A 22,216-nucleotide genomic window follows, 5' to 3' on the forward strand; every position below is an offset into this window, starting at 1 on the left:
GGTTTGAGCTGCGCGCGCAGCGCCAGCAGTTCGGTCACATCGATATCTTCGCTGAAGATAAAGTGCGGGATGCTGGAGGCGGCGGCTACCATGCGCTTTGCCATCACCGCCTTCATGCCTTTGATGGGCTCTACGCGAATCTGCTGGTCAGTGGTGCTGGAGCGCTTCGCTAATAGATTGCCTGATTGACTGCCTGATTGGGCGCTCGCGGACTCGCCTGTTTGGCCTTCTGGCTGCTTCATATGAGCCAGCACATCTTCTTTCAGCACCCGGCCGTCTCTGCCAGAGCCGCTGATGTGACCCAATGACAAGTCGTACTCGCGCATCAGGCGTCTTACCGCCGGGCTGGCCGGTGTTTTGGTTTCCGCAGCGCTTGCTGTTTCATTAGAGCCGGAGCTATCGCTCGCCTGTTTTGTTGTTTCGGCCTTTTGACTGGCCGGCATTGAGCTTGCGGTGGCTTTTTCTGAGGCGGAGTCGTCGTTATCGTTGATGGTGCCGTCTTCTTGCTCGCTACCCTCTTCTAACAACTCAAACAGCGGTGCGTGCACCTTGGCAATGTCGCCTTCTTTGTAATAAAGGCGCTTAATCTGTCCCTTGTGAGGTGCCGGTATTTCCACCAGCGCTTTGTCGGTCATTACCTCGACCACCGGTTGATCTTCTTCGATCATGTCGCCTTCGCTGACCAGCCACTTCACCACTTCGCATTCCACAATACCTTCGCCGATATCGGGCAGTATAAAATCACTCATGTTCGTTCTCCTGTCCTGATACCGGGTTAGAATTCGACGCTGTCGCAAATGGCTTCATACACCTTCAACAGATTGGGAAAGTGTTCTTTTTCCAGCACCAGCGGGAAGGGCGTGTCTAATCCGGCTACCCGGGCAATAGGCGATTCCAAATACAAAAAGCATCGTTCTTGAATAGTGGCCGCGATTTCGCCGGCAAAGCCACCGGTCAACGGAGCTTCGTGGGTAATCACCAGTCGCCCGGTTTTCAGAACCGATTCAGCCACGGTATCGACGTCCCAGGGCAAAATGCTGCGTAGATCGATCACTTCGCAGGAAATGCCGTCTTTTTCTGCCATTTCCACGGCGTGTTCGATCACTTCCATTTGTGCACCCCAGCCCAGAACAGTCACATCTGTGCCTTCTTTGAGTACTTCGGCCTTGCCTAATGGAAGTTGGTATTCTTCTTCGGGCACTTCGCCCACGGATGCCCGGTACAGGCGCTTGGGCTCAAAGAACAGCACCGGGTCGGGGTCGTGAATGGCGGCCAACAAAAGGCCTTTGGCCTGATGTGGATTGCGTGGCACTACCACTTTCAGGCCCGGTGTGTGAGCAAAATAGGCTTCTGGCGATTGGGAGTGGTAAAGGCCGCCGGCAATGCCACCGCCGTAAGGTGCGCGAATGGTCAGTCCGCCGACGTCAAACAGGTTGCCGGAGCGGTAACGGAATTTCGCGGTTTCGTTCACGATCTGGTCAAAAGCCGGGAAAATGTAATCGGCGAATTGTATTTCAGCCACCGGCACCGAGCCTTGGGCCGCCAGGCCGTTGGCGAAGCCGATGATGCCTTGTTCCACTAAAGGCGTGTTAAAACAACGCGACTTACCGTACTTTTGTTGCAGATTGCTGGTGGCGCGGAATACGCCGCCAAAAATGCCCACATCTTCGCCAAAGCACAGCACCCGCTCATTCGCCGCCATAGCAGTATCCAGGGCGTTGTTGATGGCTTGCAGCATGTTCATCTTCGCCATTTCAAGCCTCTCCTTTTTGAGTGCTAACGGGTTTTCCAGTGATGGCCGGATCGTTTGCGCTCTTTGGGTAGGCGTCCGGGTGCCGGCGAATGTGCGCTTTCAATTTCTCGAATTGCGCATTCAGGGCTGGAGGCACTTCTTTATAAACATCGGTAATCAAGGTTTCCAGCGCCGGTGGTGGTCGTTTCTGTGCTTGCTTCATGGTTTCGAGAACCTCGCGGCGCAGGCGTTCCTGTAATTCTTTTTCTTCGTTGTCGCTCCACCAACCGTGTGACTTCAGCCAGTGTTGGGTACGCAGAATCGGATCTTTTTCACGCCAGATGGCTTCTTCGTCTTTGCTGCGGTAGCCGGAGGGGTCATCGGAAGAAGAGTGGGCGGCCAAGCGGTACGTCATGGCTTCAATCAGTACCGGGCGGTTCTCTTCAACGGCCATTTGGCGGGCTTTTTCGGTAGCCTGGTAAACCGCCAGAACGTCGTTGCCGTCTACCCGAATCACGTCCATTTTGTAGCCGTAAGCCCGCGGTGCTACACCGTCGGCAGCGAACTGCTCGGAGGCCGGTGTGGAAATTGCGTAGCCGTTATTGCGGCAGAAAAAGATCACCGGTACCCGGTGAACCGCGGCCATATTCAGAGCCGCATGGAAGTCGCCTTCGGAGGCGGCGCCTTCACCAAAGTAGACCAGAGTGCAGTGGCCTTCACCGGCCAGCTTCTGGCCATAGGCATAACCGGTGGCCTGGGGGATCTGGGTGGCCAACGGCGATGAAATGGTCATGTAATAGAGTTTTTTCGAACCGTAATGCACCGGCATCTGCCGGCCTTTGCCGTAGTCTTTGTTATTACCGAACAGCTGGTTCATGAACTCGTCGATGGTGAAGCCACGGTAGGCCAGCGCACCTTGTTCTCGGTATTGGGCCATAATCATATCGCTATCATCCAGCGCTGCTGCGCTGCCAATAACGGCGGCTTCTTCACCGGTGCATTGCATGTAAAAGCTGAGCCGGCCCTGGCGTTGGGCGGCTAACATGCGCTCGTCCAGAATGCGGGTAGTGACCATGGCGCGGTAAATGCGCAGGGCTTTTTCTTTGCTTATGTCAGGCGCTTTACCGCCTTTATAAAGCGAGCCGTCCTGTTTTAGCAGTTTGAAGGTGGAAATTCGAAACTCCGCGCCATCAGTGAAAATGGGGGAATGCACGGTTTTTGGCTTTGTTGTTGTCATTATCCTCGTCCTTGGGTGGTGGCTTGAGGAACATAGAGCCCCTTGTGAGGGCTTTGGTTTTATCAGGTTTAGGGTGCTAATCTTTTCCAGAGTATAGAACGCATTGTGCGAAATCGCTCATGGGAAAGTTGACCTTAACGTAAAGTGCGGCTTTTGAGTAGTATCTTGAGCAATATCCTGAATAGTATCGTAAGTGAGGTAATTTCATGGTGGATGAAAACCGGCACATCGTTTGCCCAAGTTGCAATAAAGTAAATCGGGTTCCTGCCAGTCGCTTGTCAGCGGGTGGCACCTGCGGTGCGTGCAAACAGCCGTTATGGCCAGATAACGTGCCCGAGTTTACTGAACAGGCGTTCGCCACTCACATCGCTCGTAGCGACTTGCCGGTGCTGGTGGATTTTTGGGCCAGCTGGTGCGGCCCGTGTAAGGCGATGGCGCCGCAGTTTGCGCTGGCGGCGAAAGGCTGGAAGGGTAAGGTGCGGTTTGCCAAGCTGAATACCGAGCAGCACCCAGGCCCGTCGGGGCAGTTTGGGATTCGCAGTATTCCCACGCTGATTCTGTTTCGCAATGGCCGCGAGCATGCTCGTCAGAGTGGCGCCGTGAATCAGGCTCAGATTGATCAGTGGCTGGGCGCTCAGTTGAAGTAGCTGAGTGCGTTCAGTCGTCCTGTTTGTCCTGTTTGTCTTGTTTGTCGAGGGCTTCCTGCTCGGCTTTGCGTTTGCGCACTTTTTCCAGTTTTTCGCCAGACAGGCTCATGGTGCTGGCCGTGTCACGCAGCATAAGCAGGCTGCCTAGAATCAGCGCCAGCGAGGCGAGTAAGATAATCTATCCGATCATTGGCATAGCAATTGTCCTTATATAGAAAGCATAACTCTGATAATGAGCCTGTAATGTGAAACACGCCAGTGCGGTGTTTGGCGGGCATCACTTATCAGCCCGGTCAATTTCCCGCTAACTTCCGTTCATGCCCATGGCTACAGGGTTCTGAGAGGCTGTCCCGAGGCTTCTCACAAGGTTATCCACAGCTTTTGTGGGTAAAAATTCACGGCTCAGCCAAAGATAGAAACGCACCGAAGCTATTAGCTTATGCTTGGTTGCATCAGTTTACCTATCGGTTGATTTCCACCACAATCGGCGCCATTCAAAATCAGGAACCGGTTTTATGGCACACGATTGTTCAGTTTTGTCGGGAGTTGCCCGATGAGAGCTTTGTTTTATGGCTACCTTAATTCATCACTGATTCTGCGCGTCAGCATTGCGTTGGTGTTGGGCATCGCCGTTGGGCTTATTGGTGGCCAGCCTGTAGCTGACTGGTTGGCGCCGTTTGGCGAACTGCTACTGCGTTTGCTGAAATTCCTGATTGTACCCATCGTGCTGTTCACTTTAATGGTGGGTATCAACCAGGCCAATATCGGCAGTATGGGGCGTGTCGGTCGCAAACTGATGCTGTACTACATTGCCTCTTCAGCGCTGGCGATTATTGTTGGGTTGGCCGTTGCAACCTGGCTCGATCCCGGCAGTGGTATGACACTGAATGAAAATGCGACGGTAAAAGTTCCGGACAATCCGGGCTTTGCGGCGGTGTTACTAAACATTATTCCGGATAATATTTTTACGGCTTTCACCGAACTGAATTTGCTGGGGATTATTTTCACCGCCATTGTATTCGGTATTGCGCTGTTGAAGCTGCGTGAGTCAGAACAGCACGCTGAGCTGGGCGAGCACCTTTATAAGGTGATTGAGGGGCTCAGTGAAATGACCCTGAAAGTGATGGCAGGTGTGTTGCAATACGTGCCCATCGGGGTATTTGCGATTGTGGCGAAAACCGCCGGTGAGCAGGGCATGGCAACTATTATGGCCCTGGGCGACATGGTGGTGGTGCTGTACATTGCGCTAGCCGTTCAGTTGGTGGTGTATTGCGTGCTGATGCGCGGTTTTGGTGTAAACGTACGTGGATTTTTCCGCGAAGCCAGAACGCCTATGGCGACGGCTTTTGCCACCCAGAGCAGTTCTGGCACCTTGCCACTGACCATTACCGCAGCCCGCAAGCTGAACATACCCCAGCGAATATACGGTTTCAGCTTGCCGTTAGGCGCCACCATTAATATGGACGGTGCCGCCATTCGCATCGCCATTTCCGCCGTGTTTGCCGCCAATGTGGTAGGCGTTCCTCTGGACTTGATGACCATGGCCGAGATTGTGCTGATTGGCACGCTTACATCGATTGGCACCGCTGGCGTGCCAGGCGCCGGTATTGTGATGATTGCCACAGTGTTTGCGCAGGTCGGCCTGCCGATTGAAACCGTAGCGTTGCTGGTGTCTATTGATGCCTTGGTGGGTATGGGTGCCACCGGCCTGAACGTGACCGGTGACCTGGTGGGTACGTCTATTATTGCCCGCTCTGAAAGCCGACACGATAACTGACGGAATCAACGGCTGTAAAAAACGGTGAATAGGGTGAAACCTCTTCACCGTTTTTTTTGACTGAGGGAAACGTATTACTATTTCCAATAGACGTACAATCGCCATTTACAAGGGAATGAACGATGAAAAAACGGGTTGTTGTAATTACGGGTGCCAACCGCGGCATTGGCCTGGAACTGGCGCAGCACTATAGCCGTGCTGGCCATTACGTTATTGGCGTATGCCGCCAAACCTCTGACGAGCTGGAGGCGGCAGCGGCGCGGGTAATTGAGCATGTGGATGTGACATCAGGTGAGAGTGTGGCAGGGCTGGCGGACTCGCTGGCAGGTGATCGCATTGATCTTTTAATCAACAACGCCGGCTTATTGCAGGAAAACGAGCTGGGCTGCATTGACTTTGATTCCCTGCGAGCACAAATGGAAGTAAACGCTTATGCGCCGCTGCGAGTGACCGAGGCGCTTATGTCACTCATACCATCTGGCGGAAAAGTTGCCAACATCACCAGCCGATTGGGCTCAATAACCCTGAATAATTCAGGTGGCAGATATGGCTACCGGGCCTCTAAGGCGGCGCTGAATGCGTTTGGCAAATCACTCTCCGTGGATCTTAAACCCAAAGGCATTGCGGTGGCTCAATTGCACCCCGGCTTTGTGCAAACCGGCATGACCAAAGGGCGGGGGGAGATTACGACCGCGGAATCCATCAGCGGGCTGACCGCACGGATTGAAGAGCTGAATCTGGAGAACACCGGCTCATTCTGGCATCAAACCGGTGAGGTGCTGCCGTGGTGAGGAAAATGCCCGCCGTTATCACCGGCGGGCATTTGCGCTGCCAGTTAAATCTTTGTTTTAGCGGGTTACTGATTTGCAGGAAGATTTTAAAAATCAGGTGTAAAAAAGCTGACGTTTTGGCGCCAGCTTTGTTTCGTTAATCTTCTTCGTCGTTGGCCTGCTGGCGCTCCAGCCGGTCGCGCTCTTCTTCTTTAGCTGCGTCAATCACTTCCATTATTTCGCCCAGATCCGCGCTGTGGGTGTCGTGAATGAAGCACCCGGTCAGTTTGCTGGTGGGGTGCAGGCGGCCACTTTCGTACAGCTCCCAGATTTCTTTGCCGTAATCGGTGTTCATCAGCTCCGGCGCGTACTTGCCAAAATAGCGGCGCATGTTGTCTACGTCGCGCTCCAACATGCGTTCCGCGTTGTTGTTGCCAGAGGCGTTCACCGCCTGGGGTAGGTCGATAATTACTGGCCCCTGATCATCCAGCAGTACGTTGAACTCCGACAAGTCGCCGTGAATCAGTCCGGCGCTGAGCATGCGCACTACGTCGGCAATCACCTGCTGGTGGAAGTCCAGCGCCTGTTCGCGGGTCAGTTCAACGTCGTCCAGCCTGGGCGCGGCTTTGCCATCGGCATCGCTGATCAGTTCCATCAGCAGCACCCCATCAACAAAGCCTGATGGCCGTGGCACCCGCACACCGGCATCCGCCAGGCGGTAAAGGGCGTCTACCTCGGCGTTCAGCCAGGCGTCTTCATGCTCTTTTTGGCCGTAGCGGGTTTTTTTACCCATGGCGCGGGCACGGCGGCTGTTGCGCACCTTGCGGCCTTCCTGGTATTCCACGGCTTGCTTGAAGCTGCGTTTTGACGCTTCTTTAAACACTTTGGCACAGCGAACCTGGTCGCCACACTGCACCACGTATACCTGAGCTTCTTTGCCGCTCATAAGCTGATACAGCACGCTGTCTATCAGCCCGTCGTCTAAAAGGGATTGTAATCGTTTTGGTGTTTTCATAGGGCCGCAATCTTACATCAAATCGGTTTTGGTTGTGTTGATCTGTGAGAGCTACCAGCAAAGCGCTTCTGACGGTAGAATCACCGGGCCTGAACCCGCGCCGGTATTTGCTTGGCACCGGTTCGTTTATTATGCTGTTTTGGAGCTTTGAAAATGCCTAGAGCAAGTGAAATCAAGAAAAACTCTGCTGTCGAGTTTGAAGGTCGGGTGTATTTTGTCAAGGACATCGAGCGGTCTGTACCCCAAGGCCGGGCTGGCGGCAGCCTTTACCGCATGCGGTTGTACGATGTGGTCACCAACATCAAGAAAGACGAGACCTTCAAAGACGGCGATATGCTGAATCTGGCGGATTTGACCCGCCGTACTGCGTCATTTTCTTACGCCGACGGCGAAGAATACGTGTTTATGGATACCGAAGATTACACACAGTATATGCTCAACAAAGAAGCCATTGCCGAGGAGCTGCTGTTTGTGACCGAAGAAACCCAAGGCATTATGGTTGTGTTGATCAAAGATGCACCCGTAGCGCTGGCTCTGCCCCCCACGGTCGATTTTGAAATCATGGACACAGCTCCTTCGGTGAAAGGTGGCTCTGCCACAGCCAGAACCAAGCCAGCGACTATGGTCACAGGCTTGGTGATTCAGGTGCCTGAATACATTTCCACCGGCGACCGGATCAAAGTGAATGTGGAAGAACGCAGGTTCATGGGGCGGGCGACCGCGGAGTAACGGGCATCTGCCTGGTAAGTCGTGCCAGGAGGGCGCAGCCGTTATGTTTGAAACGCAGCCTGAAGCAAAGCCTGAAATACGGCCTGAAACACGTAAAGCGTTTGTTGCTTTGGTTGACGGCGGCCAGATTGCGCCCGCAGACTCAAACCGCGCCGCGGCGATAGCCGGCGTGTTTCCGGCTGGCCGGCAGTGGCTGCGCTTTTTAGACGTGTTGCTGTTGTGCCTGGGTGGCTTGGCGCTGGCTTTTTCCGTACTGCTTTTTGTGGCCTTCAACTGGGGTGATCTGGGCCGACTGGCTCGTTTCGCGCTGGTCGAAGGAGCTGTACTGCTGGCGTTTGTGGGTTACTGGCTGGCCGGACGTGAAACCTTGGCTGGCAAGGTTGCGCTGCTTTCGACCGGTCTTCTGTTGGGCGGATTGCTGGCGCTGTTCGGGCAAACCTACCAGACCGGTGCAGACCCCTGGCAGCTGTTTTTTGTGTGGATGTTACTGCTAACACCCTTTGCCTTGATTGGCCGATTTGCACCGCTGTGGGTGCTTTGGGCCGTTTTGGTCAACCTCGCGTTAACGTTGTACTTTCAGCCTACCGGCCGCTTTTCAACGGAGGCTTATGGGCAGCTGTTGTGGGTTCAGTTTGCCGCAAACGGGTTTATGTTGTGTGCATGGGAGTGGCTAGCCGGCCGTGCGCCCTGGCTCAATCAGCGTTGGGCGTTGCGATTTTTGGCAATGGCTACCTTAATGCCACTGACTCTGCGAGTCGTCGAAAGTGTGTTTTCTAGCAGCGATTTATGGCTTCCCGCGTTGGTGTTTCTATTGGCACTGGCGATTGTGTATGGGGTTTACCGCTACCAACGTCCGGATCTGTTTATGCTGACGCTTGCGGCGGTTTCGGTGATTGCGATTGTTGTCAGCGTGCTGGTTAAACATGTGGTGTGGCACCTCGACAACAGCGGGAGTGTATTACTGATGGCCATAGCGTTGATGGCCATGAGTACGTTGGCCGTTAACTGGTTGCGGTCTGTTCACCGGGGATGGCAGGTATGAACGCTGAACACCAACGGCTATGGACTAGCTTGCAACAGCAAGGATTGGTAGAGGGGGCACCGCCAGCGCCGGGAGATGCAGGTTCGCCCTGGTATATCTCGGTGTTTATGGGCTTTTTTGGCTGGTTGGCCGCGCTGTTTTTGTTTTTGGCCATCGCGTTGCTGTTTTTCTTCGACCTGGAGCTAGATTGGTTTTTTGAAAGCCCGCTATTGCTTTGGACAATAGGGCTATTGTTGATTGGCGTTGCATTCTGGCTGCTGCGAAGTGCGGCCAGCGAGTTCGTAAGGCATATGGCGTTGGCGTTTAGCCTTGCAGGGCAGGGTTTTGTGGCCTGGGGCTCGTTTGGGGGCGCTGATGCTATAGGTGCCACGCTGCTGATTACTGGCTTTCAAATGCTTTTAGCGGTGTTTATGCCGGACTTTATCCACCGCGTGTTCTCAACTTGTGTAGCCGCACTTGGCTTGCTTGTGTTTGTCGAATTGCCCTTACTGAACGTGGTGGCGGGCGGCGCTGTGTTGGCTTTTACGGGCTGGGTGTGGCTGCATGAATTCCAGTTTCCGCGTATGTTGCCAGCGCTGCGAGCCTGGGGCTATGGTGGCGTGCTGGCGCTGGTTACCAGCAGAAGTGAGGTTGTGCTAGGTCTGAATTGGTCGGTGGGGAACGGAGTGCTTGATACGCTGCCCACGATTTATGGCTGGTTGACACCGTTGTTGGAAGGTCTGGCTGCCGTTTATATTGTGTACAACGTGTGCCAGCGCCTGAAGACAGCTGTTCGGGTTCAAATATTGGCGCTTTGCGCCCTGACAGCCCTGGTGTTAGCCAGTGCCGATGCGCCGGGCTTGCTGGTGTGCATGATGGTCATCGTGCTGGGCCAAGCCGGTAGCAACAGCTTGCTGAAAGGCATCGGCATTGCGGGCCTACTGTTTTACGCCAGTGCTTTTTATTACCAGTTGCATGTAACCCTGATGGTTAAAGCCCAGATTTTGCTAGCCACCGGTTTACTGCTGCTGGCCATGCGCTGGTTGATGTTAAGACTGGTGAATGGCCAGGCGGGAGAGAGCCCATGAAACAGCGGTTAAGCCGCCGGATTATTGGGTTGCTAGCCTTGTTGGTCGCCTTGGCGATGGTGAACCTGTCGGTGTTCCACAAAGAGCAGCAGTTGGCTCATGGCAAGGTGGTTTATCTTGATTTAGCGCGGGTAGATCCGCGCTCGCTGATGCAAGGCGACTACATGACCCTGAGCTTCGCTATCGGCCAGGAAATTCGCCGCGCCTTTGGACGCAGTGCACAGCAATTTTCAACGGCGAAAACGTCAACCCATTACGTCATTGTTACCCTCGACAGCCAGAACAGGGCGAGCTTCAAAGCGCTGTTCAACGGACAAGATTTGGCCCCGGAGGAGGAGTTGTTGCGCTACCGGATACGCCATAACACTGTGCACTTTGCCACCAACGCGTTTTTTTTCCAGGAAGGCGACGCTGAATATTACGAGGCCGCCAGGTACGGTCAGTTTCGGTTGAACGAACAAGGCGAACCCTTGCTGGTGGCCCTGTATAGCGACGATTTGAAGCAGCTGGGTCCACCCGAAAAAGCAGACCTTTGATCGCGAAAATGCCCAAACGTGCTGGATAATACAAAACCAGGTGTGTACGGTGGGCGGCTAATTTTCGAAACTGGTCGATACATGTCTTTAAGCATGGCAAGCACTACCGATAACCCCCGTTCTACCTCCTCTGATTCTTCCCCCGCTGGCTCCGCAGATGCCCACCGCTTTGGTGATCCGGTTGTACTGGTTCTAACCATTGGCTTCATCTTGCTGTTCGTAGGCTGGTCGCTGACGGATGCCGACAGTCTTGCTGCCGTGATTGACGTGGGCTTCGCCTGGACGGCCAGGTATATGGGCACCTTTTTCCAGTTGTTGCTGTTGCTGACCTTCTTCATTGCGATGGGTGTGGCCGTTAGCCGCGCTGGTGCCGCCCGCCTGGGTGGCATGGAAAAGCCTGAATTCAGCACCTTCCGCTGGCTGTCGATGATTCTATGTACTCTGCTGGCGGGTGGCGGTGTGTTCTTTGCTGCTGGCGAGCCGGTGTATCACTTTGTGGTAACGCCACCGGCGTTTGACACCGAAGCCGGCACGGCACAGGCCGTTGCGCCGGCCATGGCTCAGGCGTTTATGCACTGGGGTTTCTTGGCCTGGAGCGTACTTGGGTCGTTAACCGCCATGGTTCTGGCTCACGCCCACTACGTTCAGGGCAAACCGTTACAGCCGCGTACCTTGCTGTATCCGGTGTTTGGCGAGCGCATTATGAGCAGCTGGTTAGGCGGCGTTGTTGACGCCATGTGCGTCATTGCGGTGGTTGCCGGTACCGTTGGCCCCATTGGCTTTTTGGCCACACAGATGAGTTTCGGCCTGCATGAGCTGTTCGGCGTGGCCGACGAATTCAGCACGCAATTGGTTATTCTTGGCCTGCTGGCCGCTGTTTACATGGCCTCGGCGGTCAGTGGTATTCACCGTGGTATTCAGTTGCTGAGCCGGTTCAATGTCATTCTGGCACTGGTCATCGGCGCGGTGATCTTCGCGTTTGGCCCCACCCTGTTTTTAGTCAATACCTATGTGGCGTCTATGGGTGAGTATCTGACGTCGTTCTTCGCCATGGCCACTATGACCAGTGAAACGGCGCCGGAATGGTGGATGAAGTGGTGGACGGTATTCTTTTTTGCCTGGTTTATTGGCTACACCCCGCTGATGTCGATTTTTGTGGCGCGCATTTCCCGCGGTCGCACCATTCGCCAGACTATTTTGGCGGTATCCATTCTGGCGCCGATCGCCACCACCATCTGGTTCACCCTGCTGGGTGGTTCGGGTGTGTATTACCAGCTCACGGGTGTGTTTGACCTAACCGAAGCGCTGAACGCGTTCCGCTTTGATCAAGCCACACTGACGGTTGCCAAGAACTTACCCGGTGGCGTAGTGATGGCTGCAGCCGTACTGCTGTTGACCACCATTTTCGTGGCCACCACCGGCGATTCCATGAGCTATGCCATTGCCACCGTAGGCGCAGGCCACGATGAACCGCACTACGCCATTCGCGCCTTTTGGGGCGGAGCCATGGCTATTATGGCGGCGATTCTGCTGTACATGGGTGCCGGCCAGATTGGTGTGCTGCAGCAGTTTATTGTGCTAACCGCCATTCCGGTGTCGCTGATTATTCTGCCGTCGCTGTGGACAGGCCCGCAGGCTGCGTTTGCCATGGCGCGGGCGCAGAAGCTGATATAGCAGGTGGGTGTTCCGTCTGGCGTTATAGAGTTATCTATAAAGAGCTAAGGCCGGGCGGGGCGTGTTCAGGCCGGCAGGCGCTGCATTCGGTAGCGTCTTTCCGGCCGGCCAATACTGCCATAGGTAACCTCAGCCGCCAGGGTTCTGGTGCCGGTCATATATTCCAGGTAGCGTCTGGCTGTGGTGCGCGATGCACCCATGGCGCCGCCTACTTCCTCTGCACTCCAAGGCTTGCCGTCGGCAACGACCTCACGAATCCGGTCCAGCGTAATCACATCAATGCCTTTGGGCAGTCGGTGATGGCTGTCGTTGCCATTTTCGCCGCTGTTGCGCGGGAGCAGGGCGTCTACTTCGTCCTGACCTAAATGCTTCAGTGCCGACAGGCGTTCAACATGGTCACAGAAGCGGTTAATGGCCTCTTCCAGGCGTTCGAACGCCAAGGGTTTCAGGATGTAATCAAACACGCCACCGCGCAGGGCGGTCCGCAATGTTTCTACTTCTTTGGCGGCGGTGATCAGGATCACGTCGCTGCTGCTATTACTGGCGCGCAGCTCACGCAGCAAATCTAATCCGTTGCCGTCGGGGAAATACACGTCTAGCAGTATCAGGTCAGGCTTTAATACTTCGGCCTGTTCGCGTGCATCGGCCAGGGTATGGGCAATGCCGCAAAGTTCTACCTGCTCTAACCGCTGGATAAAGCGGCGCTGGATTTCCGCAATCTGGCGGTCGTCTTCAGCAATCAGCAGTCGGATGGGGGGCAAGGTTGGCTCCTTCCGGTGGGTGTTTTTGGTAAATATAAGGTGAAGCGGCTGCCGCCAGCGGCTTTCAGGTTTTCCACCGTCACCGAGCCACCCCAGCTGTCCAGAAACTGGCGCACCAGATGCAAGCCAAAACCGTGATGGGTGCCTGTTTTGCTGGTAACACCCTTTTCAAACATTCGGTTTTGAACTTCCAGAGGAATGCCCGGGCCTTGGTCTTCCACCTCGAAAATCAGCTCTTGGCCAAGATCGGTCATCGACAGCTGTACCCGGCCATTGGCACCGGTATGTCGACGAGTGGCTTCCAGCGCGTTATCAATCAGGTTGCCGAGTACGCTTACGAGTTGTTCTCGCGGTAAATTGTGCGGCAGGTCAGTCATCTGGCTATCCGGGTCTATGTCCAGATGCAGGCCCATTTCCCGGGCACGGTTGTGTTTGCCCAACAGGCAACCGGCAATGATGGGGTCAGGCACGGCTTCCAGCAGCAAGTGAATCAGTGCCTGATGGCTGCTGACTTCGCTGCCAATAAGCCCCAGAGCGTCGTTGTAGGCACCCAACTGTATCAGCCCTGCGATGGTGTGCAGCTTATTGGAGTATTCGTGGGTTTGGCTGCGCAGAGTGTCGGCGTATTGCTGGATGCGGGTGAGCTGCTGGCTGACTTGATCCAGCTCGTTACGCAAACGGAAGCTGGCCACCACGCCAATTATGTCGGCGCCTTGGCGCATTGGCAGCCGGTTGACCACCATCTGGCGGTTGCGCAGCCACACTTCGCGGTCGAAATCTGGCGTGCCGGTGGCCAGAACGGACATTAAACCGCTCTCCGGCAGTATCTCGTGAATTGGGCGCCCTGCCACCGGCATTTCGGTATCAAGCCCAAGAGTGACCAGGGCCGCACGATTCACCGTGGTAATAATGCCGTCGCGGTTAATGGCAATAATGCCTTCACGCACCGATTGCAGCGTAGCGTTGCGCTCTTGGAACAGACCGGCGATTTCCTCTGGTTCCAGGCCAAAAATAGCGCGCTTGAAACGACTGGCAATCACCACCGCCGCCAGAATGCTAATCAGTAAAACCACCCCCAGAACCCCGTAAAGGACAAAATTGTATCGCTGCACGGTGGCCTCTACCTGGCTTACGCTGTAGCCCACCGACACGATTCCAATAATAGAGCCACTGCCGGGTTCGAACACCGGCGCTTTGCCTCGCATGGATTCGCCAAGGTTGCCGAGCGCACGGGCGACATAGCCCTTACCCTCCACCAGTGCGCGGCGGCCATAATCGCCTTCGTCGTCGGCCATGGAACGACCGATGCGCTCGGGTAAAGGGTGCGCCAGGCGAATGGCGTTGTGATCGCCAATCACAATAAACAGGGCTTCGTTGGTTCGGGCCAGGGTGCGGGTGAGGGTGTTGAGGTCGTCAAGATTCCGTTGCTGTATACCACGGATAACCGCAGGGCTGGCAGCAATGGTTTTGGCGACCATCAAGGCCCGTTGGCCAATCTCGTTGTACAGGGATTCGCTGAGGTAATAACCGGCAAACACGCCAATAAACACGGTCTGTAGAGCGCTTACCAGGCCAAGGGTGAGAATCATGCGGGTTTTAAGTTTTGTGCGTCGCTTTACAGGCATAGGCGTCCGTCCGCTTGGTCCATCGGCGCTGCGCGCCCGGAATTATCAGGTTAAAACACCGTAAGCGGTTTTGCTCGTGAACTTTATGCACAGAATGAACGTTAGTTTTTTTATATCCGTTACGCCCGCAAACTTCAGCAACTACGCATTGCCTTCTATTCTGTTTGGTGAAACAACAAAAAGGTGATGTGTATGTTTATTAAAAGAGCAATAACACTCGCGGCGACGGCCGCTTTCAGTATGTCTGCCATGGCCTGGCAGCCTAGCGGAAAAGTAGAGTGCCTGGCTCCGGCTGACCCGGGCGGCGGCTGGGATTTCACCTGCCGCAGCGTTGGCAACGTTATGCAGCAGCTTAAGCTGGTAGAAGGCTCTGTACAAACCGTCAACATGGCTGGCGCCGGTGGCGGCGTGGCTTATGCCCACACGGTCAGCAAGCGTAAAAACGATGACAAGCTGATTGTTGCAGCGTCGACCGCGACTACCACACGCTTGGCACAGAAGCAGTTTCCGGGTATGGACGCGTCTATGGTGAAGTGGATCGGCGCTTTGGGAGCCGACTACGGCATTATCGCCGTGAGCAAAGATTCCGAGTACCAAAACCTCAACCAGTTGATGGATGCGCTGAAAGAAGACCCGCGCGCGGTCAAGTTTGCCGGCGGCAGTGCTCGCGGCGGTTGGGACCACTTGAAAGTGCTGATTGCAGCAAAAGCGGCGGGTGCCGACAAGCTGCCTTCCATTCCTTATCTGTCTTATAACAACGGCGGCGAAGCCATGACCCAGGTAGTGGGTGGCCAGGTGGATGCCTTTACCGGTGACGTATCTGAAGCGACCGGCTTTATGGAATCGGGCGATTTGCGCGTACTGGCGGTGCTTTCCGAAGAACGTCTGCCGGGCAAATTTGGCAACATACCTACCGCCCGCGAACAGGGTATTGATGCGCTTGGCCCTAACTGGCGCGGGTTTTATATGCCCAAAGACACCTCGGAAGAAGCTCAGCAATACTGGGTAGAGGCGATGGACACTATTTACGCCAGCGAAGAATGGAAAGCCGTGATGAAAAGCAACGGTTTGATTCCGTTCCATCCCAAGGCTGGCGAGTTTGAAAGCTTTGTAACCAACCAGGTGCAGGACATTGAAAACCTGTCCCGGGAAATCGGTCTACTAAAATGACCGGCATGGGCGACCGTATTCTGGGCTTGTTTCTGCTGGTTGTGGCGGTTGCCTATGGCTGGGTAGCGCAGCAATGGCCTGAGCCCTTCGGCGGTGCCGAGGGCGTAGGGCCAGAAACTTTCCCCACCATTCTGGCGATTGTGCTGGTGGTGGGCAGCCTGTACCTGATGATTAAACCAGACGCCGATGCCAAATGGCCGGTGGGCAAGTCCGCTTTGGAACTGGTGATTTCGATCATTGTGCTGGTTGTTTATGCGCTGCTGCTTGAGCCATTGGGCTTTATTATTTCCACTACGCTGGCGGTTGGCATTTTAAGCTGGCGCATGGGTGCGCCGCCACTGCGGGCATTTGTGACCGGTTTGATCAGTGCCGTTGTGGTGTTTGGATTGTTCAACTATGGCTTGTCGCTGAGCCTGCCTAACGGCCTGCTGGGAGGCTCCTGACCATGGAAACTATTGGCTTTCTGATGGACGGGTTTGCGGTGGCGCTAACGCCGTACAACCTGATGTTTGCGCTGTTCGGCGCCTTTGTGGGCACCCTGATTGGCTGCTTGCCAGGCCTGGGCCCGGCTAACGGCGTTGCCATTCTTATTCCGCTGGCCTTCACCTTGGGGCTTCCGCCGGAAACGGCGATGATTCTGCTGACCTCGGTTTATGCCGGTGCTATGTACGGCGGGCGAATTTCGTCCATCCTGCTAAACATACCGGGCGACGAGCCAGCCATGATGACCTGCCTGGACGGCTATCCCATGGCGCAACAAGGCCGTGCGGCAGATGCTTTGGCTATTTCAGCGATTGCGTCCTTTGCGGGGAGTCTGATCGGCACGATAGGGCTGATCATATTGGCACCGGTGCTGGCGCGATTCGCACTGACCTTCGGGCCGGTGGAATACTTCGCCCTGTTTATGCTGGCGTTCGCCACTCTTGGCGGCATAACCGGCAAAAATCCGATGAAAACGGTGATTGCTGCAGCGCTTGGCATCATGATTTCCACCGTGGGTATCGACATATCCACCGGCACTCAGCGTTATACCGCCGGTGTGTTGGAGATGTATGAAGGTATCGACTTCATATTGGCGATTGTTGGGCTGTTCGCCATATCCGAGCTGTTGTTTTTTGTTGAAGCACGAATGGGCAAAGGCCGCAGCAAAGTGAAGGTAGGGAAACTGACGCTGAGTTTCAAAGAAATTGTGTCGACTATCCCCACCCAACTGCGCGGTGGTGTGCTGGGTTTTATTGCCGGCGTGCTGCCGGGTGCTGGTGCGTCTTTGGGCAGCTTTATCAGCTACACCCTGGAAAAGTCGGTGATCGGCAAAAAAGGTCGCTTTGGCGAAGGTGACATTCGCGGTGTAGTGGCGCCGGAAGCGGGCAACAACGGTGCGGCATCGGGCGCTTTGGTACCCATGCTGACCCTGGGAGTGCCGGGCAGTGGCACCACAGCGGTGTTGCTGGCCATGCTGATTTCCCTGAATATCACGCCGGGGCCGTTAATGTTCACGCAGAACGCCGACATTGTGTGGGGGGTGATCGCTGCGCTGTTGATTGGCAACGTATTGCTGCTGATACTGAACATTCCGATGATTGGCGTGTTTGTTCGGCTGCTGTCGGTGCCGCCGATGTACCTGCTGCCGATTGTGACCATGGTAGCGTTTGTGGGTATTTACTCCATTAGCCACAGCACCTTTGATCTGTACTTCATGATTGTGTTTGGAGTTGGCGGGTTTATTCTGCGCAAGCTGGAAATTCCCATGGTACCTATTATTCTAGGCCTGCTGTTGGGGCCAGAAATGGAAAAAAACCTGGGTCACGCGTTGATATTGTCTGACGGAGACTGGATGACACTCTGGTCTAGCCCCTTGGCCATTGGTTTGTGGCTGGTTGCTGGTTTGGGCCTGGTGCTGCCGACGCTGGTCGGGCCAATAATACGCCGGCGCATGCGCTCTGCCATCAAGGAGGGCCCAGTGAGCGATTAAACGCTCCGGTAAGCCGCCACGGCGGATAAATTACGCAGGTTGCACCGGGCTTTGCCCGGTGTTTTTTATTGAAAAACCGTTACACTCGAACGAATTTGCTCCTACCGCTCAGGATGTTATGTCAGATCTTTCCCTAATTCAGTACGGTTTGATTGCGCTGATCTTCATTTGGAGCGGTTTTGTACGCTCCGGGTTGGGCTTCGGTGGGGCTGTATTGTCGTTGCCGTTTTTGCTGCTGGTGAAAGACGCACCACTGGTTTTTTTGCCGATCATAGCCGTTCACTTGCTGGTGTTTTCATCACTCACCATTTGGATGAACAACCGCCGCAGTCAAAGCCAGAAAGGTGATAAAAGCGGCCAGACATTAACCGGCTTTGGGCCGGATGCAGCCGTAATAGCGCCGGAAAGCACGGTAGAAAGCACGGTGGATTGGCCGTACCTGTGGCGTATGCTCCGCATTATGCTCGTGCCCAAACTGATTGGCGTGTTTGGGCTGTTTACGCTGCCAGCGAATGTGCTTAGCTCTATCATATTTGTGATTGTTGCGATTTATTCGGTGTCTTATATCCTCAACCGGCCTTTTCGCAGCAACAGCAAAGCGGTGGACGTGGGTTTGCTGATGGCCGGTGGTTATATCAGCGGTACTTCGCTGATTGGCGCACCATTGATTATTGCGGTGGCGGCGCAGCATCTGCCCCGGGAAAAGCTGCGCGACACCTTGTTTGGCCTCTGGTTTATTCTGGTGCTGATCAAAATGGCTGCGTTTATCTGGGTTGGGCTGGATCTGCAGCTGATTCACCATCTGTGGCTGTTGCCCTGCGCTGCCATCGGTCATGTGATAGGGCTGCGTTTTCACGACCGTATTTTAAAAGCCGAAACGCCTGTGTTTTTCCGCCTGCTGGGCATTGTGCTGTTTATCGTTAGCAGTGTGGGCATTGTCAGCGCGTTGCTGTAGCGGCGTTATGCCGGAAAATTTATGCGCAGCGTCGCTGCAAACGTTTAAGGATTGTTATGTCGGTTTTGAATTTGGCGTTGTTGTCGGTGTTTCTGCCCACCTTTTTTGTGGTGTCTATCACCCCTGGCATGTGCATGACCCTGGCGTTGTCGCTGGGCATTACTGTGGGTGTGCGCCGGGCGCTATGGATGATGATCGGCGAACTGCTGGGCGTTGGTATTGTGGCCATTGCGTCTGCCGTAGGCGTGGCTACATTTATGCTGGGTTATCCCACGGTGTTTGAAGTTGCCAAGGTCGCGGGCGGTGCCTATTTGATATGGTTGGGCGTACAACTGTGGCGTTCCCGCGGCAAAATGGCGATGCCGGAAGAAGGCGCGATATTGCCGAGCAGCACCCGCTGGCAGTTGGCCATGCAGGGTTTTATAACCGCCATTGCCAACCCCAAAGGCTGGGCGTTTCTGGTGGTTTTGCTGCCGCCGTTTATAGATAGCTCACTGCCAATGGCGCCGCAGCTTACGGCGCTGATACTGATTATTCTGAGCATGGAATTTTTGTGCTTGCTGCTGTATGCCAATGGCGGGCGCACCTTGCGTCGGGCTCTGCGCAGTGGTGATAAAGTACGGCTGGCCAATCGAATTTCAGGCAGCCTGATGATGCTGGTGGGTGTTTGGCTGGCTTTGGGCTGAGCGGGCTGAGCGGGCTGAACGGGTTGAAAGAACTCTGGGCTTGAGCGGGTTTTGGAACGGCGCGTTAAAGCGCGGCGTAACGGCGGTACAGAATACCCACTCTTTTCACGTAAGCCCGAGTTTCTGCGTAGGGCGGAATGCCATTGTGGCGGCTAACGGCTCCGGGGCCGGCGTTGTAGGCCGCGGTGGCCAGCTTGGTGTCGCCCCGAAAGCGATCCAGCATTTGCGCCAGATAATTTGCACCACCGCGAATGTTGTCTTCGGCAACCATGGCGTTAACCACCCCGAGCTCGTTTGCAGTGGCGGGCATTAGTTGCATAAGTCCCTGTGCCCCTTTGGGCGACAGCGCCCTGGGGTTGAATGCCGATTCGGCGTGAATAACGGCGCGAACGAGGGCGGGATCTACATTGAACTCTTTGGCCGCCGTCTCAATCTGTTCATTGTAGCGGGATGCAAACAGCGGCGTGGTGTCCCAATTCACCGTAGACGAAGGATCACAGGCAAAGCAGTGGAAGCGAATCACCGAAAACTTGGTGTTAGCCGGGCGTTCGCCGCTGTAGGACACCACGCCGTATTTGTCTTGATAACGGTACACCGTGGCTGCGCCATCTGACGCCAGCGGGCTGTCGCTTTTTACATTGGAAAACTCCACGCTGCCGTCGCTGTGCACAATACGCTTGATGGTGTCGCCACAGGTCGCGCTGCTGGCAAATGCCAGAAAAAGTGCGAGAAGCGGAGAGCAAAACGTGTGAGCGTATTTCATAGCTACAAAGTATATCGCTTCAACAAGGGTTATTCCTCAAGTGTAATACCGATTCAGCCCTTCAGTCTCTGAACCCGTCAGCATTCTGAAGTTACCTTCGGCCAAATCGCTGTTTAATTGTAAGTGGCCAATCTGTTCCCGGTGTAGCGCAATGACCCGATTGCCTACGGCGTGGAACATGCGCTTCACCTGGTGATAGCGGCCTTCATAAATAGTCAGCCTTGCCAATGTTGGTTCCAGCAATTCAAGCGTGGCGGGGGCTGTGGTGAGCTGCTCGTATTCGAACCAGATACCCTCAGCAAAGCGCTGCGGCGTGTCTGGCCCAATCGGGTAGGCGGTTGTTACCCGATAAACCTTGGCAATGCCCATGCCGGGCAGCGTTAATTGCCGTGACCAGGTGCCGTTGTTGGTCAGTATCATCAGGCCGGTAGTGGCGCGATCCAGCCGGCCGGCAATGTGCAGGCATTGGCTTAAACCAGGAGGTAACAATTGCAGAACTGTAGGGTGCGTATCATCTTCGGTAGCGCTAAGATAACCTGCCGGTTTGTGCAGCATAATATAGTGGGCACAATGGCCCTGCTGTAAGGTTTTTCCGTTGACGCTGACCGCCGCAAATTCGTCCACATCGGCGTCTGCCGTTCGGCAACTCAGGTCGTTAACGTACACTTGGCCGGTAGCAATCAGCCAATTCGCTTGTTTGCGGCTTATATCGGGTTGGTTGCTAACAATACGGGAAAGTTTCATGGCGCTCATGGTATAGACTGTAACAACCGGCCCTAAGCCGGACATCTGACATCATACGAGGAAACTACATGGCATTCTCTGCAGATCACCTGGCCGAGCTGAATCTTTTAACCCAGTTCGATTCGTCGTCCGCTCAGGAAGGTATCAAAGTACATCGCAATGAGGCCGCCCCGGAGCTGGTTTCGGCGGCAGAGCGCTTGTTCAGTAAAGGCCTGATTACCCGCGACGACGGCGGCTACCTGACCGCATTGGGTAGCGAAGCGATCGAGCAAGCGCAAATGTTGCTCGCGATACTGAGCATCAAATAATCCGTTAATCTCTGATTGTACTGATTTCACTGATTGTAGATCCCGCACTTCGGGCTGCGCCATGGGCGCAGGGCCCGGGGTTTTTTTGTTGCCTGTTGCACAGCGGAGAAGCCAGTGCCCGAACAGACCAAAGGCGTGTGGTATGGCGTATGCGCCTACACTATCTGGGGCTCATTCGCGCTATTTTTTGCGCTGTTTCAGGGCGTGCCGGCCCTTGAGATTCTGGTGCATCGAATCATCTGGTCCTGTGTTTTTCTGGCCATCCTGATTTCCGGGTTAAGGCGCTGGCAGCCGGTAAAAGACGCTTTTGCCAGTCCGCGACAACTTTGGCGGGTGTTGGGCTGCGCGCTGCTTATCGCGCTTAACTGGGGCGTGTACATATACGCCGTTGAAACCCGCCACGTGTTGCAGGCTAGCCTGGGCTATTTTCTGACGCCGCTGGTGAATGTAGCCTTGGGCATGGTGGTGTTGCGCGAACAGATGGGGCGTTGGCAGATGGCAGCGGTCGCTATTGCCGGCTTTGGCATCGCGCTTCAGCTGCTGATGCTGGGCGAGCTACCCTGGATTAGCCTGGTATTGGCATTCAGTTTTGGCGTGTATGGGCTTCTGCGCAAACAGATCCAGCTAGACGGTTTGTCCGGTTTATTTGTGGAAACCCTCCTGCTACTGCCCTTGGGCTTAATGACCTTTGGTTGGCTGGCGACATCGGGCGCTTCGAACTTTACCCGGGATTTGCCCACGGGCAGTTTGTTGATGGCCAGCGGCGTGTTAACGGCCATTCCCCTGCTGCTATTCGCCGGCGCCGCGCGACGCCTGAGGTTAGCGACTGTTGGCTTTCTGATGTACATAAACCCGACGTTGCAGTTCGTAATCGCTCTGTTGGTTTTCAACGAGCCTTTAAGCCCTATTCAGTTAACAAGTTTTATGGTGATCTGGCTGGCGCTGATTGTTTACAGTATTTCCTCGTGGCAGGGCAGGGTGCGAAGGGCAGTATGAGCTTGCACTT

At 54.9% G+C, this 22,216-nt stretch carries 25 protein-coding genes; 16 read left to right on the forward strand and 9 right to left on the reverse strand.

Translation table 11 applies throughout. The features are described from left to right. The 3 genes from MELB17_RS12040 to MELB17_RS12050 all read right to left on the reverse strand — a co-directional run. A partial coding sequence (locus tag MELB17_RS12040; protein WP_007350518.1) for a biotin/lipoyl-containing protein occupies nt 1-749 on the reverse strand: 749 nt, incomplete at its 3' end. 26 nt (nt 750-775) lie between these two features. Then, a complete protein-coding gene (locus tag MELB17_RS12045) occupies nt 776-1,753 on the reverse strand; it encodes an alpha-ketoacid dehydrogenase subunit beta (RefSeq protein ID WP_007350519.1) in 978 nt (325 codons plus the stop codon). Nucleotide 1,754: 1 nt separating this feature from the next. Further along, nucleotides 1,755-2,969: a thiamine pyrophosphate-dependent dehydrogenase E1 component subunit alpha gene (locus MELB17_RS12050; protein WP_007350520.1), complete on the reverse strand. Its 1,215-nt coding sequence runs from the start codon at nt 2,967-2,969 to the stop codon at nt 1,755-1,757. Between the two features lie 206 nt (nt 2,970-3,175). On the opposite strand from MELB17_RS12050, the gene trxC reads away from it, so the two are divergent. Further along, nucleotides 3,176-3,616 (forward strand): thioredoxin TrxC, encoded by a 441-nt coding sequence (gene trxC, locus MELB17_RS12055; protein ID WP_007350521.1) that lies wholly within the window; start codon nt 3,176-3,178, stop codon nt 3,614-3,616. 10 nt (nt 3,617-3,626) lie between these two features. Here trxC and MELB17_RS12060 read toward each other — a convergent pair whose 3' ends face one another. Then, nucleotides 3,627-3,794, reverse strand: coding sequence for a DUF2897 family protein (locus MELB17_RS12060; protein ID WP_319795884.1), 168 nt, complete (start codon nt 3,792-3,794; stop codon nt 3,627-3,629). 89 nt (nt 3,795-3,883) lie between these two features. Here MELB17_RS12060 and MELB17_RS24590 point away from each other — a divergent pair, with 89 nt between their 5' ends. The 3 genes from MELB17_RS24590 to MELB17_RS12070 all read left to right on the forward strand — a co-directional run bounded on the left by MELB17_RS24590 (nt 3,884) and on the right by MELB17_RS12070 (nt 6,184). Continuing rightward, nucleotides 3,884-4,198, forward strand: a complete 315-nt coding sequence (locus MELB17_RS24590; RefSeq protein WP_157133290.1) for a hypothetical protein — start codon at nt 3,884-3,886, stop codon at nt 4,196-4,198. Then, nucleotides 4,170-5,393: a dicarboxylate/amino acid:cation symporter gene (locus tag MELB17_RS12065; protein ID WP_007350523.1), complete on the forward strand. Its 1,224-nt coding sequence runs from the start codon at nt 4,170-4,172 to the stop codon at nt 5,391-5,393. Before MELB17_RS24590 ends, MELB17_RS12065 begins: the two co-directional genes overlap by 29 nt. Before the next feature lie 122 nt (nt 5,394-5,515). Then, on the forward strand, nt 5,516-6,184 hold the full coding sequence (locus MELB17_RS12070; RefSeq protein WP_007350524.1) for an SDR family oxidoreductase: 669 nt from the start codon (nt 5,516-5,518) through the stop codon (nt 6,182-6,184). Between the two features lie 136 nt (nt 6,185-6,320). Here MELB17_RS12070 and MELB17_RS12075 read toward each other — a convergent pair whose 3' ends face one another. Beyond that, nucleotides 6,321-7,178, reverse strand: coding sequence for a PA4780 family RIO1-like protein kinase (locus tag MELB17_RS12075; RefSeq protein ID WP_007350525.1), 858 nt, complete (start codon nt 7,176-7,178; stop codon nt 6,321-6,323). A gap of 153 nt (nt 7,179-7,331) precedes the next feature. On the opposite strand from MELB17_RS12075, the gene yeiP reads away from it, so the two are divergent. From yeiP to MELB17_RS12100, 5 genes are all read left to right on the forward strand, one after another. Then, nucleotides 7,332-7,907 carry an elongation factor P-like protein YeiP gene (yeiP, locus tag MELB17_RS12080; protein WP_007350527.1) on the forward strand — a complete coding sequence of 192 codons (576 nt, stop codon included), beginning with the start codon at nt 7,332-7,334 and terminating at the stop codon, nt 7,905-7,907. 43 nt (nt 7,908-7,950) lie between these two features. Then, complete coding sequence (locus MELB17_RS12085; protein WP_007350528.1) at nt 7,951-8,949, forward strand: DUF2157 domain-containing protein; 999 nt, start codon at nt 7,951-7,953, stop codon at nt 8,947-8,949. Next, a complete protein-coding gene (locus MELB17_RS12090) occupies nt 8,946-10,016 on the forward strand; it encodes a DUF4401 domain-containing protein (protein WP_007350529.1) in 1,071 nt (356 codons plus the stop codon). The genes MELB17_RS12085 and MELB17_RS12090 overlap by 4 nt, the downstream gene beginning before the upstream one ends. Further along, nucleotides 10,013-10,552 carry a GDYXXLXY domain-containing protein gene (locus MELB17_RS12095; protein ID WP_007350530.1) on the forward strand — a complete coding sequence of 180 codons (540 nt, stop codon included), beginning with the start codon at nt 10,013-10,015 and terminating at the stop codon, nt 10,550-10,552. The genes MELB17_RS12090 and MELB17_RS12095 overlap by 4 nt, the downstream gene beginning before the upstream one ends. Before the next feature lie 81 nt (nt 10,553-10,633). Further along, nucleotides 10,634-12,226, forward strand: a complete 1,593-nt coding sequence (locus MELB17_RS12100; RefSeq protein ID WP_007350531.1) for a BCCT family transporter — start codon at nt 10,634-10,636, stop codon at nt 12,224-12,226. A 65-nt stretch (nt 12,227-12,291) separates the two neighbouring features. Here the strand turns inward: MELB17_RS12100 and MELB17_RS12105 are convergent, their stop codons facing one another. Both MELB17_RS12105 and MELB17_RS12110 read right to left on the reverse strand, forming a co-directional pair. Next, nucleotides 12,292-12,987 (reverse strand): response regulator, encoded by a 696-nt coding sequence (locus MELB17_RS12105; RefSeq protein ID WP_007350532.1) that lies wholly within the window; start codon nt 12,985-12,987, stop codon nt 12,292-12,294. Further along, nucleotides 12,966-14,612, reverse strand: coding sequence for a sensor histidine kinase (locus MELB17_RS12110; RefSeq protein ID WP_007350533.1), 1,647 nt, complete (start codon nt 14,610-14,612; stop codon nt 12,966-12,968). The genes MELB17_RS12105 and MELB17_RS12110 overlap by 22 nt, the downstream gene beginning before the upstream one ends. Before the next feature lie 192 nt (nt 14,613-14,804). Here MELB17_RS12110 and MELB17_RS12115 point away from each other — a divergent pair, with 192 nt between their 5' ends. The 5 genes from MELB17_RS12115 (at nt 14,805) to MELB17_RS12135 (ending at nt 19,395) form a co-directional block, all read left to right on the forward strand. Next, entirely contained in the window at nt 14,805-15,782 is a 978-nt protein-coding gene (locus MELB17_RS12115) for a Bug family tripartite tricarboxylate transporter substrate binding protein (protein WP_007350534.1), read from the forward strand. After that, nucleotides 15,779-16,225 (forward strand): tripartite tricarboxylate transporter TctB family protein, encoded by a 447-nt coding sequence (locus MELB17_RS12120; RefSeq protein WP_007350535.1) that lies wholly within the window; start codon nt 15,779-15,781, stop codon nt 16,223-16,225. Before MELB17_RS12115 ends, MELB17_RS12120 begins: the two co-directional genes overlap by 4 nt. 2 nt (nt 16,226-16,227) lie before the next feature. Continuing rightward, nucleotides 16,228-17,754 (forward strand): tripartite tricarboxylate transporter permease, encoded by a 1,527-nt coding sequence (locus tag MELB17_RS12125; RefSeq protein ID WP_007350536.1) that lies wholly within the window; start codon nt 16,228-16,230, stop codon nt 17,752-17,754. Between the two features lie 118 nt (nt 17,755-17,872). Continuing rightward, nucleotides 17,873-18,709, forward strand: coding sequence for a sulfite exporter TauE/SafE family protein (locus MELB17_RS12130; RefSeq protein ID WP_036184689.1), 837 nt, complete (start codon nt 17,873-17,875; stop codon nt 18,707-18,709). A 56-nt stretch (nt 18,710-18,765) separates the two neighbouring features. Then, nucleotides 18,766-19,395 (forward strand): LysE family translocator, encoded by a 630-nt coding sequence (locus tag MELB17_RS12135; RefSeq protein WP_007350538.1) that lies wholly within the window; start codon nt 18,766-18,768, stop codon nt 19,393-19,395. A 64-nt stretch (nt 19,396-19,459) separates the two neighbouring features. On the opposite strand, the gene MELB17_RS12140 is transcribed toward MELB17_RS12135, so the two are convergent. Together MELB17_RS12140 and MELB17_RS12145 are read right to left on the reverse strand one after the other, a co-directional pair. Continuing rightward, entirely contained in the window at nt 19,460-20,158 is a 699-nt protein-coding gene (locus tag MELB17_RS12140) for a lytic transglycosylase domain-containing protein (protein ID WP_007350539.1), read from the reverse strand. Between the two features lie 36 nt (nt 20,159-20,194). Continuing rightward, a complete protein-coding gene (locus tag MELB17_RS12145; protein ID WP_036184656.1) occupies nt 20,195-20,902 on the reverse strand; it encodes a pseudouridine synthase in 708 nt (235 codons plus the stop codon). 68 nt (nt 20,903-20,970) lie between these two features. Here MELB17_RS12145 and MELB17_RS12150 point away from each other — a divergent pair, with 68 nt between their 5' ends. Next, complete coding sequence (locus MELB17_RS12150) at nt 20,971-21,210, forward strand: TIGR02647 family protein (protein ID WP_007350541.1); 240 nt, start codon at nt 20,971-20,973, stop codon at nt 21,208-21,210. A gap of 114 nt (nt 21,211-21,324) precedes the next feature. Further along, nucleotides 21,325-22,206 (forward strand): EamA family transporter RarD, encoded by an 882-nt coding sequence (gene rarD, locus MELB17_RS12155; protein ID WP_007350542.1) that lies wholly within the window; start codon nt 21,325-21,327, stop codon nt 22,204-22,206. Nucleotides 22,207-22,216: the final 10 nt, after the last annotated feature.

It is taken from the genome of Marinobacter sp. ELB17, assembly GCF_000169375.1.
In the GTDB taxonomy this organism is placed as follows: Bacteria; Pseudomonadota; Gammaproteobacteria; order Pseudomonadales; family Oleiphilaceae; genus Marinobacter.